This window comes from Olleya sp. KJ81-1 (assembly GCF_055808135.1).
The window spans coordinates 714,734-729,399 of sequence record NZ_CM147854.1 but is presented as its reverse complement, the minus strand read 5'-3'; the positions used below and the strand labels follow the sequence as shown (position 1 = coordinate 729,399).

Annotated in this window: 14 protein-coding genes and 1 pseudogene; 10 read left to right on the top strand and 5 right to left on the bottom strand. The window is 30.2% G+C overall.

The window, feature by feature from the left end:
- Positions 1-39 precede the first annotated feature (39 nt).
- On the top strand, positions 40-807 hold the full coding sequence (locus AC0L3M_RS03385; RefSeq protein ID WP_473431834.1) for a CDP-alcohol phosphatidyltransferase family protein: 768 nt from the start codon (positions 40-42) through the stop codon (positions 805-807).
- A gap of 30 nt (positions 808-837) precedes the next feature.
- Here AC0L3M_RS03385 and AC0L3M_RS03380 read toward each other — a convergent pair whose 3' ends face one another.
- The 3 genes from AC0L3M_RS03380 to msrA all read right to left on the bottom strand — a co-directional run bounded on the left by AC0L3M_RS03380 (position 838) and on the right by msrA (position 2,346).
- Positions 838-1,140 carry a hypothetical protein gene (locus AC0L3M_RS03380; RefSeq protein ID WP_292945935.1) on the bottom strand — a complete coding sequence of 101 codons (303 nt, stop codon included), beginning with the start codon at positions 1,138-1,140 and terminating at the stop codon, positions 838-840.
- A 65-nt stretch (positions 1,141-1,205) separates the two neighbouring features.
- Positions 1,206-1,790, bottom strand: coding sequence for a GTP cyclohydrolase I FolE (gene folE / locus AC0L3M_RS03375; RefSeq protein ID WP_473431833.1), 585 nt, complete (start codon positions 1,788-1,790; stop codon positions 1,206-1,208).
- Positions 1,780-2,346: a peptide-methionine (S)-S-oxide reductase MsrA gene (msrA, locus tag AC0L3M_RS03370; RefSeq protein WP_473431832.1), complete on the bottom strand. Its 567-nt coding sequence runs from the start codon at positions 2,344-2,346 to the stop codon at positions 1,780-1,782. The genes folE and msrA overlap by 11 nt, the downstream gene beginning before the upstream one ends.
- A 175-nt stretch (positions 2,347-2,521) precedes the next feature.
- Between msrA and AC0L3M_RS03365 the strand changes: the two genes are divergently transcribed.
- From AC0L3M_RS03365 to AC0L3M_RS03340, 6 genes are all read left to right on the top strand, one after another.
- On the top strand, positions 2,522-4,975 hold the full coding sequence (locus tag AC0L3M_RS03365; RefSeq protein WP_473431831.1) for a DUF5916 domain-containing protein: 2,454 nt from the start codon (positions 2,522-2,524) through the stop codon (positions 4,973-4,975).
- Positions 4,976-5,035: 60 nt separating this feature from the next.
- Complete coding sequence (locus AC0L3M_RS03360; RefSeq protein WP_292945945.1) at positions 5,036-5,695, top strand: ABC transporter ATP-binding protein; 660 nt, start codon at positions 5,036-5,038, stop codon at positions 5,693-5,695.
- A 123-nt stretch (positions 5,696-5,818) separates the two neighbouring features.
- Entirely contained in the window at positions 5,819-6,244 is a 426-nt protein-coding gene (locus AC0L3M_RS03355; RefSeq protein ID WP_473431830.1) for a CPBP family intramembrane glutamic endopeptidase, read from the top strand.
- A gap of 122 nt (positions 6,245-6,366) precedes the next feature.
- Complete coding sequence (locus AC0L3M_RS03350; protein ID WP_473431829.1) at positions 6,367-6,939, top strand: hypothetical protein; 573 nt, start codon at positions 6,367-6,369, stop codon at positions 6,937-6,939.
- 3 nt (positions 6,940-6,942) lie between these two features.
- Positions 6,943-7,707 (top strand): TIGR02757 family protein, encoded by a 765-nt coding sequence (locus AC0L3M_RS03345; protein ID WP_473431828.1) that lies wholly within the window; start codon positions 6,943-6,945, stop codon positions 7,705-7,707.
- 68 nt (positions 7,708-7,775) lie between these two features.
- Complete coding sequence (locus AC0L3M_RS03340; protein WP_473431827.1) at positions 7,776-8,972, top strand: sensor histidine kinase; 1,197 nt, start codon at positions 7,776-7,778, stop codon at positions 8,970-8,972.
- Between the two features lie 28 nt (positions 8,973-9,000).
- Here the strand turns inward: AC0L3M_RS03340 and AC0L3M_RS03335 are convergent, their stop codons facing one another.
- Together AC0L3M_RS03335 and AC0L3M_RS03330 are read right to left on the bottom strand one after the other, a co-directional pair.
- Positions 9,001-9,345, bottom strand: coding sequence for a DUF6799 domain-containing protein (locus AC0L3M_RS03335; RefSeq protein ID WP_473431826.1), 345 nt, complete (start codon positions 9,343-9,345; stop codon positions 9,001-9,003).
- 101 nt (positions 9,346-9,446) lie between these two features.
- Complete coding sequence (locus AC0L3M_RS03330) at positions 9,447-11,336, bottom strand: M61 family metallopeptidase (protein ID WP_473431825.1); 1,890 nt, start codon at positions 11,334-11,336, stop codon at positions 9,447-9,449.
- Between the two features lie 151 nt (positions 11,337-11,487).
- Between AC0L3M_RS03330 and AC0L3M_RS03325 the strand changes: the two are divergent.
- From AC0L3M_RS03325 to AC0L3M_RS03315, 3 genes and pseudogenes are all read left to right on the top strand, one after another.
- A pseudogene (locus AC0L3M_RS03325) lies at positions 11,488-11,654 on the top strand (BatA domain-containing protein); the annotation flags it as partial.
- Positions 11,655-11,675: 21 nt separating this feature from the next.
- Positions 11,676-13,415, top strand: coding sequence for a vWA domain-containing protein (locus AC0L3M_RS03320; protein WP_473432526.1), 1,740 nt, complete (start codon positions 11,676-11,678; stop codon positions 13,413-13,415).
- Positions 13,412-14,662, top strand: coding sequence for a dihydroorotase (locus AC0L3M_RS03315; RefSeq protein WP_473431824.1), 1,251 nt, complete (start codon positions 13,412-13,414; stop codon positions 14,660-14,662). Before AC0L3M_RS03320 ends, AC0L3M_RS03315 begins: the two co-directional genes overlap by 4 nt.
- Positions 14,663-14,666: the final 4 nt, after the last annotated feature.

The following is a 14,666-nucleotide window of genomic DNA, read 5'->3' as shown; positions in this document are numbered from 1 at the left end:
TGGTATATTCCGCAACACCTTTCTATCTTATGACTTTACATGTCAAAACTACCCAAAGCGCATAAATTTGTTGATCTTTCTGATTATGGAAGACCAATAGCAAGACATATTGCAAATCGTTTAAAACACACCAATTTTACTCCTGTACATGTCACCTTAGCCTTTATAATTTCAGGCTTAATAGCTATTTATTGTATTATTGAAAATCTATATTGGTTAGCTGCATTTTTTTTAATACTTAAATCTATTTTGGATGCTGCAGATGGTGAGTTAGCTAGAATAAAACAAACACCTTCGTATACTGGACGCTACTTAGACTCGGTTGCAGATATTATTTTAAATGCAATTATATTTAGTGCTATTTGGTATGTTACTAATACATCAATCTGGCTTACTATTATAGCTTTTTTAGGTGTCCAATTACAAGGTACTTTATATAACTACTATTATGTGATTTTAAGAAATAAGTTTGAAGGTGACACCACAAGTCGCATTTTTGAAACCAAAACACCTACAGCCTTAGCTGGTGAGAAGCAAAGCAACGTAAATATTCTTTTTAAATTATATAAAATACTTTATGGTGGATTTGACAAAACCATTTACTTTTTAGATCCAAGAGCTGCTTATGGCAAAGTATTTCCTAAATGGTTAATGACAAGTATATCTACTTTTGGATTAGGATTTCAGTTATTACTAATTGCTTTATTTTTAGTCTTAGGGTTAAAACACATGATTATCCCATTTTTTGTAGGATATTCTGGAATGATATTTATTTTTATTGCTATTAGAAAAGGTTTTTACAAATAAAAACAGCACTTGAAAAAGTGCTGTTATGTTTTATAAAGTTGTTACTGTATTTTTATCTGACTTGTTACTATATACATAAGTATATAACCACATAAGTGTAAAAGACGGAATGATATCTAAACCTGGTAAAGCTTCTTCTATAAAAGAAAAAACTGCTGCTATCCTACCTGTTCTTCCTTTATATAATTTAGTCATCAACCAAGCAGATGCTGGAGCCCAAACGATATCTGAAAACTCTCCTATTCCAGGAATAATAAAGGAAACATAACCTAAGGCATCAAAGATTAATCCTAAAAATAGTTTTGTGTACTTGTTTGTGTTATTAAAATTCATTGATAATATTTTGTAATTCTATTTTAGATAAAGCAAATAGTATTCCAAAAAATCTAACTTAATTTTTAAATAATTAGGTTTAAAAACTCAGTTCGTGTTTCAATGTTTTCAAAAGCACCTCTAAAACCTGAGGTTGTTGTTACACTATTTTGTTTTTGTACACCTCGCATTTGCATACACATGTGGCTAGCTTCAATAACTACAGCAACGCCTTCAGGTTTTAATGTGTCATTTATGCAATCCAATATTTGATGTGTCAACCGCTCTTGCACTTGCAATCGTCTAGAAAATACATCTACAATACGTGGCAACTTACTTAATCCAACAATGTGTCCATTAGGTATGTATGCAATGTGTGCTTTACCAAAAAAAGGTAAAATGTGATGTTCGCAAAGCGAATAAAACTCGATATCTTTTACAATAACCATATCGTTGTACTCTTCTTTAAACATGGCTCCTTTTAGGATATTAGCTGCATCTTGATTATAACCTTGCGTTAAAAACTGCATGGCTTTTGCAGCACGTTCTGGTGTTTTTATTAAACCTTCACGAGTGGTATCTTCACCTAAATCTTCAATAATATTTTTATATCTGTTTTTGACATCATCTGTCACTTTTATATTGTACTCTTCAAATTTTTTATAGGGCATTTTTTGAGCTATTTTCTTTTAATTTATTACTGTAATAGGTTTTCAATTTAGTGATTTTTGGATCGATTACAAACTGACAATATGATGCTTCTCTGTTTCGGTCGTAAAAGGTTTGATGTTCTGCTTCAGCTATATAAAAAGGACCTAAAGCGGTAACCTCTGTAACCACCTTGTTTTCAAACACTTTTTCGTTTTCTAAAAACTGAATAAAGCCTAAAGCCTCTTCTTTTTGTTCTTCAGAATTATAAAAAATTGCAGACCTATACTGTGTTCCAATATCGTGACCTTGCCTATTTAATGTTGTTGGATCGTGAGTTGCAAAAAAGACTTCTAACAATTCTATATAACTAATCACTGTATCATCAAAAAATATTTGAATACCTTCTGCATGACCTGTTCTACCTGTTGTAATTTCGCGATATGCAGGATTTTTAATTGCTCCTCCTGTAAATCCAGAAACAACCTTTTCTACCCCTTTTAACCTTAAAAAAACTGCTTCGGTACACCAAAAACAGCCTCCAGCAAAAGTGGCTACTTTTAAATTTTCTTTTTTCATCTTATAAAAATAACTATTTCTGTTTAGCTTATGTCACTGAAAACTATAACAGAAGTGAGTTTTAACGTTTAATTATGAGTTTATTTTAACTTCAAAATTAGATTTGCATTTGTAAACTGTAACAAAGCAAAGTTTTATCTGTCTTTAATACAGTAACAATCAACCAAAAAGCTAAATGAAACCTTTCTTTATTCTAATTTTCGCATTACTAGTATCTAATCAATTACTAGCCCAAGACAAAAAATTATATCAGATAAAACGAACAGAAATACCTATAAAAATTGATGGTGTTTTAGATGATACTGCATGGAAAGATGCACAAATTGCCACTAATTTTACCGAGTTTAAACCTGATGTTGGTGATACTGCAGCAGCCAATAAAACAACTAAAGTCCGAATGACTTATGACGATTCTGGTATATACGTGTCTGCTTACTGTTATGACAATCCAGAAGATATTATGCGTCAATTTACGCAACGTGATAATTTTGGACAGTCTGACTTTTTTGGTTTAATATTTAATCCAAATAACGATGCACAAAACAATACTGAGTTTTTTGTGTTTAGCTCAGGTACACAAGCAGATGCTGTTGAAAGCCCAAATTATGGTGAAGATTTTGGATGGAATGCGGTTTGGGAAAGTAGTGTTCAAATAGTTGAGGATGGTTGGATTGTAGAAATTAAAATACCATATAGAGCATTACGTTTTACGCAACAGGAAGACCCAACTTGGGGTATTCAGTTTCATAGACATTATAGAAAAACGCGCGAACAAATGACGTGGAATCCTATTGATGTTACCAAAGGAAATATAGGTTTATATAATGCCGAATTAAATGGAATTAAAAACATTACGCCACCTACTAGACTAAGCTTTTTCCCTTATGCTTCGGGATTAGTAAGTACATTTGATGGTGAGACTGAAAGCGATTTTGCTGCTGGTTTAGATATTAAATACGGAATTACAGAAAATATAACTTTAGATGCGACTTTAATACCTGATTTTAGTCAAGCAGGTTTTGATGATGTCCAATTAAATCTAGGTCCTTTTGAGCAACAATTTGCAGAACAACGTCAATTTTTTACTGAAGGTGTAGACCTATTTAGTAAGGGTAATTTATTTTATTCTAGACGTATTGGAGATCGTCCATCAGGAAGATTAAACCTTAATGCTAATGAAACCATTGGTGAATATCCAGAAAAAGTGCAATTACTAAATGCTGTTAAAGTCTCAGGACGTACTAAAAACGGATTAGGTATTGGATTTTTTAATGCTATAACTAAAAAAACAGAAGTGGATATTACCAATGTAGATTCTGGTGCTAAACGATCTCAAATTGTAGAACCATTGGCTAATTATAATATTATGGTATTGGATCAACAGTTTAATAAAAACTCGTCAGTGACATTAATCAACACTAATGTTACTAGAGATGGTGATTTTAGAGATGCTAATGTTACAGGTTTATTATTAGACTTAGTTAATAAGAAGAATACATATGGTGCAATTGCCGAAGTTAAAATGAGTACATTCAATGATGTTCCTGATACAGAAAATGGATATACTGCAAGATTAGGTGTTGGTAAAAATAGTGGAAAAATAAGATATAGTGTTACTTACGATTATGCAGATGAAAACTATGATATTAATGATTTAGGAATCTTATTTAGAAATAACTATAGTAATTATAATGCAGAAATTAGCTATCGTACGTTTGAGCCAACTAAAAACTTTAATAATACTTATTTTGGAACTTGGTTAAACTATAACCAATTAGCTAATCCAAATACCTTTACAGGTGCAAATACTGGTTTTAATTTTAATGGTCAGACCAAAACATTACATAACCTTGGAATTAATGGAAATTGGAATTTTGGAAAACAATATGACTATTTTGAACCACGTAACGGTTTTGATAGCTATTTTGTTACAGAAAACTATGCACAATCTAATATGTGGATTTCTAGTAATTATAATTTGTTTTTTGCGTTAGATGCTAATCTAGGATATGGTCGTTTTTTTAATGATGATCGCAAAAACTTTAATAACATTTGGTTTGGACTAAATCCACGTTTTAAATTTAATGACAAATTTTTAATGGTTTTAGGTTTTGATTATGATAATTATACTGCTGACAGAGGTTATGTTAATGGACAAGAAGTAAATGATGAAATTATTTTTGGTCAACGTGACAGAATAGATATGACAGCCAGCATATCTGGTAGTTATAACTTTAATTCGTTTAATGCTTTAACATTAAGTTTTAGAAACTATTTAAGTACTGTTACTTATGATGATAGCATGTATACTTTACAAAGTGATGGCTCACTAAACAGATCTGACATATACACTAAAGACAATATAAGTAGTGATCCTGATTTTGACCCAGATATTAATTTTAATACTTGGAATTTAGATTTAAGTTATACATGGCAGTTTGCTCCTGGTAGCCAACTTACAGCGTTGTATAGAAACCAAATTTTTAATTTTTCAAATAACTCGGAAGCTGGTTTTTTTGACAGTACAGAAGACTTATTTAAGCAAGAACAACGTAATACTTTTTCTTTAAGAATGGTTTATTTTATAGATTATAACGATTTAAAAAAAGTATTTCAAAGAAAAAGCTAAAACAACTTAAAGTTGCCTAATACGTTATAAAGTGGTAATTTCCGTACTTTATATTAGACTATGATTAAAGCAAAAAATATACATAAATATTACGATGATTTACACGTTTTAAAAGGTGTAGATGTACATATTAAAAAAGGTGAAATTGTATCCATAGTTGGCGCTTCTGGTGCAGGAAAAACAACATTGTTACAAATTTTAGGAACCTTAGATTTTATTGAAAATAAAACCGACAGTCAATTAACAATAAACGGTAAAGAAATTACAGGTTTATCAGAAAAGCAATTGGCACAATTTAGAAATCAAAATATTGGATTTATTTTTCAATTTCATCAATTACTGCCAGAGTTTACCGCTTTAGAAAATGTTTGTATTCCAGCTTTTATAAAAGGCACTAGTAAATCTGATGCAGAAAAACGTGCTAAGGAGCTACTTGATTTTTTAGGTCTATCTCATAGATACAACCATAAACCAAACGAATTGTCTGGTGGAGAGCAACAACGTGTCGCTGTAGCAAGAGCTTTAATAAACAATCCAGAGTTAATCTTTGCAGATGAACCTTCAGGGAATTTAGATAGCGAAAGTGCCGAAAATTTACATAATCTATTTTTTAAACTGCGTGATCAATTTGGACAAACCTTTGTAATTGTTACTCACAATGCAGACTTAGCTAATTTGGCTGATCGTAAATTAACAATGGTAGATGGAAAAATAGTTTAAAATATGATTATACTTTTTAAATCTGTTTTTAACTACATTAAAAATCCACGGTTAAAACCTTTAAAGCACGCTACATTTAAGCAAAAAATGGGGTTGGTATTACAATGTATACCACTATGCATTATGCTTGGTCTAGGATTTGGTCTATTAACTATTATATTAGAAGCTTTAGGTCTTTACAGTTCTGATTCACACTCAATAAATAAATTATTAGAAGAGCAATCTAAAATCAATATTATATTAAGTGCTGTTATATTAGCTCCTGTTCTTGAAGAATTAATATTTAGAGGTCCTATGACCTTATTTAATAAAAAATATTTTAAGTTAGGCTTTTACATGCTTACTATTATATTTGGTTATGTACATATTTTTAATTTCGAAGTTACACCTCAAATACTATTATTGTCTCCATTATTAATAGCTCCACAATTGGTGGTAGGATCAGTATTTGGTTATGTACGTGTGCGTTTAGGATTAATCTATTCTATGTTTTTACATGCTAGTTACAACGGGATTTTAGTAATTCCGGCTGTATTATTTATAAACTAATCGTAAAAATAAAATTAACTTTTTTAGATAAATCAAGACCTTCTGCAACTTATCAAAGCTAAAAATAAACGCTTAAACTTACGCAACCAATAGACTAAAATTGTATCTATAAATAAAAAAGGATGTTTAAAAAAATTGGGAAGTCTATTGTGTTTTTTCTTGTTTTACAAGTTGTATTATATTCTTGTTGTAAAGAAAAAACTTACAATGTTGATTTACAACACATACAAATTTTACAAGACGATAATGAGACACAAACTGTTACATCAGAAGATTTAATTATTTATCTCGATTTTATTTATAACTATGATGAAGTGGCATCTATCTTAAATTCTAATTTAAACTTTAATACTGCTTTAGCAACGACTTGTCCCGACAATATCTATAATTATAATTTTAGTTTCACAGACTTAAATATTACAGCTGATGCAGATATTAATGGTATTGAGGCTGGCCTTAGTATAAATAGTCTTATGAAATTTTCTTATAATAACATTGATGACCTATTAGACATTAGTCAATTTTATAATCCTACAAATAATGAGGCTTTTTATACACCAGAAGCACCTCAGACATTATTATTTGTATTTGATCAAGACATTCCATCCAATACCCAATTTAAATTAACATTTACAGTTCAAACCTCTAATGAAATAACTTATACTTTTACATCCAACACCTATATAATTGAATAATTAATGACTAACAAAGAGTTAAAAGAATTTTTAGACGCTAAAGTAGAGCTATATAACAAACCTGATTTTATTGATACTGACCCAATACAAATTCCGCATTTATTTAGTAAAAAAGAAGACATTGAAATTGCTGGTTTTTTAAGTGCTACAATTGCTTGGGGAAATAGAAAAAGTATAAATACCAATGCTCATAAAATGATGCAATTATTAGATCAAGCACCTTTTGATTTTGTAATGAATCATGAACCATCAGATTTAGAAAAATTAGAATCGTTTGTACATCGCACATTTAATGGTTTAGATTTTATAACTTTTATAAAAGGTTTACAACACATTTATTTAAATCATGACGGTTTAGAAGCTGTGTTTAAAAAACATGCCGAAAAGGATAGTTTGCAAAAGTCTATACATAATTTTAAGCATGTTTTTTTTGAAATCGAACACCTACAACGAACACAAAAACATATTAGTGATCCTTTAAAAAATAGTGCTGCAAAGCGTATCAATATGTTTTTAAGATGGATGGTAAGACCTAATAATACAAATGTAGATTTAGGGATTTGGACTAGCCTATCTCCTGCCCAACTATCATGTCCTTTAGATGTCCATTCTGGTAATGTGGCTAGAAAATTAGGATTATTACAACGAAAACAAAATGATGGCAAAGCATTAGCCCAATTAGACGCAAGTTTAAGATTATTAGACCCTAACGATCCAGTAAAATATGACTTTGCTTTATTTGGATTAGGTGTTTTTGAAAAATTTTAATCTTTTGAAACTAAAATATCATTATTTTCGTACATACATTTTCAAAATGTAAGTAGAACTATCCATTTATGATTGTACCAGATTTTCCCAAAAACGAAATAGAACGCTTATCCGAAGTTAAAAAATATAAGATTTTAGACACCTTACCAGAAAGTGATTTTGATAATATAACAAGTCTAGTTGCGACTATTTGCGAAGTGCCAATTTCTTTAATTACCTTACTTGATACAGACCGTAATTTTTTAAAATCTCATCATGGTTTAAATGTTCAAGAATCACCAAGAGACATCTCTTTTTGTGGTCATGCTATATTACAAAGTCAAGATATTTTTGTGGTAGAAGACTCTAGAAAAGATAATCGTTTTAAAGATAATCCATTAATAGATCAATTTAATGCTATATTTTATGCTGGTGTCCCATTACGTAACAAAGATGGCTTAGCTTTAGGGACATTATGTGTTTACGACCATGAACCTAGACAACTAACAGAAATTCAGAAAAAAGCCCTTATAACTTTAGGTAAACAAGTCATGAACTTATTTGATCTAAGATTAAATAATAGGCTTTTGGATGAATCCAAAAAAGAGTTATTAGAGCGTAATGCTGATTTAAGCAAATTTGCTAGTCACGTGTCTCACGATTTAAAATCTCCATTAGCTAACATTATATCTTTAACTGCTTTTTTAAAGGAAGAAGAAGGTAATGTTTTTACTGAAGAATCTATTGATTACATTAATTATATTGAAGAGTCTGCAGATTCTCTTAAAAATTATATTGACGGAATTTTAATTCATTATAAAGCTAACGAGCTATTAAATGAAGATAAACAAAGCATTGCCTTAAATACGCTATTTGAAGAAGTTAAACGCATACACCTGTTAGACGGTTTACAATTTAAAATAAATACAAAAAACCAAAACATATTTATTAATAAAGCTGCTGTTACTCAAATTTTAATAAATTTAGTGGACAACGCCTTAAAATATAACAACAAACCAAATCCAGAGGTTATTTTAAACTATTCTGAAAATAAGAATTTTCATATTTTCTCTGTGACAGATAATGGAATTGGTATTGCGCAAGAGCAACAAAACGAAGTATTTAAATTATTTAATAACAACAATCAAACAGACGTAAAAGGTAATAAAGGGACTGGAATTGGATTGTTTACTGTAAAAAACTTAGTCAAAAAACTGAATGGTGATATTGTTTTAAAATCCCAAATTGGCATAGGTAGCACTTTTACCTTTACCATCTCTAAATAAAAAAAGCCTAATCTTTCGATTAGGCTTTTTAAATTTTTGAGTGATAAACTAAGATTTTTTCATCTGCTTCATAAGCTTTTTTAGTCAAAGTCTCTTGATCTTTATAAAGCGTACCGCTCATTCCTAAGCATTGTCCATCCTTTAATTGTAAAGTTTTTTGGTCCACAATGTACGTACCATCACTTTTAACAATTGTTCCGTTATTTAATTTTAAATCTCCTTTTAATGGTGCGACACCATCTGCTGTGTAATGAAACACTTTACTATCTAAAAGTATAACGTAATTAGAATCTTCAATCTGTTTAGCGTCTTGAGCCATCATAGTATTGATTCCAAGAAAAACGGTAAATGCAATAAGAATTAATTTTTTCATTTTATATATTTTTAAGTTTAGCCAAATGATTTTATAATTAGTTGTAAATCATTCTCTAAGTTAAACATTTCAACTTTTATGCCAAACTTTTTATCAAATATTTAGCCTTTTAACCAAGCTTGTCTTACTGCTTTTTGTGCATCTGTAGCGTTAGCATCTTCGACTAATTTTGTTCCGTTAGTATAAGACTGAGTTAATTTAGTTTTAATAACTATTTCTTCTCCTTTTCTATCTAAAACAACATTAATGTCTGTACCTGGTTGCCACATGTACATTGCAGTTAAAATTTGTTGTGCTGTAGCTAAAGTTAACTCTTTACCATCAACTGATTTTAAAACATCTCCTGGTAAAACACCATTGTCATTCCAAAAACTATTATCCTTAACCGCTTCGCTAAAAGGAATAGTCATTGTTGCTCTATCTGGAGCAAAAATTAAAGTTCCGTCGTTTTGGATGTAGTTAGTTTTAACTTTTCCAGTATCTAAACTTAATCCTACTTTTTTAAAGTAAACCGAATAATCTATTGGTGTACCACCAACAACATGCGTGTTTAAAAATTCGCCAACACTAGGATAAGTCATTGCAGTAATTTCTTCTATTAACTTATCATCTTCAAAAGGTTTGTTTTTTCCGTATTTGTTAGATAATTCTTTCATTAAAGATAAAATACCTCTGTTACCATTACTCTCTTCACGTAAGATAATATCAATACACATACCAATTAAGGCACCTTTCATGTATACATTATAGTACTGTGGTGCGTAAGGTTCGTCTAAAACGTTTTCACTCATTACCGTAAAACTCATGCTATCATCTAAGTTAGCTGAAGTTTGAATTTTACCTAATATATCTCCATAAAACTCTTCCGAGTCAATTAAATCTTGATCCACTTGGAATAGTGTTGCAAAATATTCTGTTACACCTTCATACATCCATAAATGCTTAGAAAATGTTGGTTGGTTATAATCAAAATAATGTACATCTTCAGAATGCACACTTAATGGTGTAACAATATGAAAAAACTCATGAGATACTACATCAATCATACTTTCTGCTAAAGCTTCAAAAGGCATATCTTCTTCTAAAACAACTACAGTAGATGTGTGGTGCTCTAAAGCTCCAAAACCTTTTGGTGATTCTGGTTTACCTTCAGATAAATATAAATAGATATCGTAACGAGGTGTACTATTAACGTCTCCTAAATATGTTTTTTGTGCTTGCATCATTTTTTGCATTACTTCTTTTATGCTTGCAGCACTATGCACTTTGTTTGGAGAATACACACTCAAAACAATTTTGATATCTCCAACCTGAAATTCTTCGACATCTAAATCACCATAAAACATTGGATTGTCTGTAATATCAAAATAACGTGGTGCAAAATAACTTGATGTTGCTAATTTACCATCTTCACTTACTGTTTTTCCAGTTTCTTGTAAAGCAGAAGTACGTTTAAAATCTGCAGGTGCAGTAACATCTAAACTATATTGGCTGTCTTTTAGGTTGTCAAAATAACCTATAAAACCATGTAAGTTTAACACGTAGTTAGTAGGCTCTATATTTGTTCCTGCTGGAGAAAAAGGAGCCTCTCCACCTATTCCACCTGTTACTTCTTGATCAAAAGTATCATTAGCATTATAAGTAATATAATCTAATTGAGTAGCATTAGCAATAGTCCAAGTATTAGTGTCTACTTTAACTGTTGGCAACTCATTACCCTTATAATCAAACGCTTTAAAGTCGTCTACATATTTTCCAAAATCACTTACAGAGTACGTCCCTTGAACAACTCGAGGTAGTCTATACGTTACTGTTTGCTCTGTAAAACGTCCTGGATTAATTGTTACAGGTGCTTTGTCATTAAGTACTTTAGACAAATCAATAGAGGTTACAATTGGCGACTGAGACGCTAATTTGTCTGATGTTTTTGTGCTATTACATCCAACCAATAATAGTCCTGTTGCAATAGTTGTTACTAAAAGTTTTTTCATTTTTTATGTTTATTTGTTAATGGTCTTGTTTAGAAGACGCTCAAAAATAAAATTTGTTACACAATCTTGAGACTAAGTTTTTGTTAAATTGTTAATTTTGAAATAGGCTTTATATAAATGCAATTATTATCTTTGACAAACTTTAAAATTAATGCAGTTTAAATATCCCGAACTTCTTTACGCGCTTTTCTTACTGCTTATTCCCATTATTGTTCATTTATTTCAGCTTAGAAAATTCCAAAAAGAGTATTTTACAAATGTTGCTGTTTTAAAAAAATCCAATTACAAACTAGAAAAAGTGCAGTCATAAAAAAATGGTTAACACTGCTTACTAGACTATTGCTTTTAGCTGCTATAATTATAGCTTTTGCACAACCTTTTACTTCAAAAACAGATACGTTTAATGCTAAAAAAGAGATGGTTATTTATCTAGATAACTCCTTTAGTATGCAAGCCAAAGGAAACAAAGGCGAATTACTTAAACGTGCTATCCAAGATTTAATTGAAACCATTCCTGAAACCGAAACCTTATCGCTTATAACCAACACAGATAGCTACAAAAACACCACTATAAAAGCAATAAAAAACGAGTTGTTGCAATTAGATTACTCCTCTAGTCAACTAGCTTACAATGCAGCGTTATTAAAAGCAAAACAATCGTTTTCTAATCAGGCTAACACGCTTAAAAATGTGATATTTATATCAGATTTCCAGCAAAAAAATACAGACTTTAATATTGATTCAGACTCAACATCTACTTTAAATTTAGTTAATTTAAAACCTGTAAATAAAGCCAATACAACCATTGATAGTGTATATGTTTCTAGTCAAGATGCTAATAATTTAGAATTAACGGTTGTTTTAAAAAACAATGATACAGCAACTAGTAATATTCCGGTTTCATTGTACAATAATGATAATTTACTATCTAAGGCTTCAGTTGAAGTAAATGGGCAAGGTACTACTGTGTTTTCACTTCCAAATAATCAAATTATAAAAGGAAAAATTACCATTGATGACACACAATTACAATTTGATAACACCTTATATTTTAATATTAATAAACCTACTAAAACAAACATATTAGCGATTAGTAACTCTGGTGGCAATTATTTAAGCAGAATTTTTACGGAAGACGAATTTAAATTTACTTCAATACAATCCAATACATTAGATTATAGTTTATTTGATGCTCAAAATTTAGTGATTTTAGATGAAATTGAAACGATACCAGAAAGCCTAACTACTGCATTAAAAGTATTTACGGACAATGGAGGTTATGTTGTTTTAATCCCTTCAGACAAAGGTAATCTTAAGGACTATAATACCTTTTTACAACGTTTTAACACCACTCCTTTTGGAAATTTATTAACTACACAAAAACGTATTACTACCATAAATTATAGCCATCTATTATACACAAATGGTGTGTTTGAAAAACGCGTTGATAATTTTCAATATCCAAAAGTAGAACGTTACTATCCGCAAAATAATGTTAAAGCAACTAACGTTTTACAATTTGAAGACGGTAAATCCTTTTTGTCTCAAAACGGAAATTTGTATTTATTTTCAGCTCCAATAAACGATACTAATTCTAATTTTAAAAATATAAATTTAATTGTACCTACGTTTTACAACATTGCCAAACAAAGTTTAAATACAGGTACGTTATATTATACTATTGGTCAAGATAATAATTACGATGTTGCTATTAATTTACAACAAGACGCAGTGCTAACATTAGTAAAAAGAGAAAACAAAATCATCCCAGAGCAAAATTATTTTAATAATAAAGTGGTTATTAAAACCAATGATTTACCAGAACAAGCTGGTGTTTACGATTTAAAAAATAAAACCGAAATCATCCAAAATGTAAGTTATAATTACGATAGGTCAGAAAGTGATTTAACCTATATTAACTTGGATAATTACAAAAACATCACTGTTAGCGACTCAATAGCTAATATTTTTGATTCAATAAATAACGATAGTAAAGTTAACCAATTATGGAAATGGTTTGTAATTTTGGCATTAGCTTTATTAATTTTAGAAATGCTCATCTTAAAATATTTTAAATGAACGTCTTAATAAAAACAGCAACAATAATTGATTCTTCAAGCCCTTTTCATAATCAGGTTTGTGACGTATTAATTCAAAAAGGAAAGATTAGTAAAATTGCTACAAGCATAGAAAATACTAACAATTATAAAACCATAAGTTTAGACAACTTACACCTATCTCAAGGCTGGTTTGATAGTAGTATTTGTTTTGGAGAACCAGGTTTTGAAGATCGCGAAACAATTGATAATGGTCTAAAAACTGCAGCTAAGTCAGGCTTTACAACTATTGCCTTGCAGGCCAATACTTTTCCAATTATAGATACTAATGCCAATGTGGCTTTTGTACTTTCCAAAGCGCAAAATCAAGCAGTAACCTTGTTACCAATTGGTGCTTTAACTAAAAATAGCGACAGTGTAGATTTAGCCGAACTTTTTGATATGAAAAACGCAGGAGCTGTAGCGTTTTCCGATTACAAAAAACCAATAACTAACCCTAATTTGTTAAAAATCGCATTACAATATGCAAGCAATTTTGACGGATTAGTATGCTCTTTTCCTTTAGAAACAAGAATTTCTGGTAAAGGCATTGTCAACGAAGAATTAACAAGCACTTCATTAGGTTTAAAAGGTAGTCCTAATTTAGCTGAAGCAATGCAAGTTGCTAGAGATTTGTTTTTGTTAGAGTATGCAGGCGGAAAGCTACACATACCAACAATTTCAACAGCAGAAAGTGTTGCATTAATAAGAGAAGCTAAACAAAAAAAACTAGACGTTACCTGTAGTGTAGCCATCCATAATTTATGTTTAACAGATGCTGTTTTGGAAGAGTTTGACACTAATTACAAAGTTAATCCACCGTTAAGAATACAAAAAGATATTGATGCTTTAATTGAAGGTTTAAAAGATGGCACGATAGATATGGTTACAAGTGATCATAATCCAATGACCATAGAAGATAAAAAAGTAGAATTTGATCATGCTTCCTTTGGTACCATAGGACTAGAAAGTGCATTTGGCGCATTAAACACCTTATTTTCTACAAAAAAAACCATTCAATTACTTACAAAAGGTAAAGCAAGATTTGGTCAAAATAACAACACTATTGAAGAAGGTCAAATAGCTAATATAACGTTATTTAATCCAGATATTAAATACGCTTTCGCGGAAACTGATATTGTTTCAAAATCAAAAAACAGTGCTTTTTTAGGACAAGAATTAAAAGGAAAAGCATACGGAATAATTGCAAATAACAAAATAGTATTATAATACA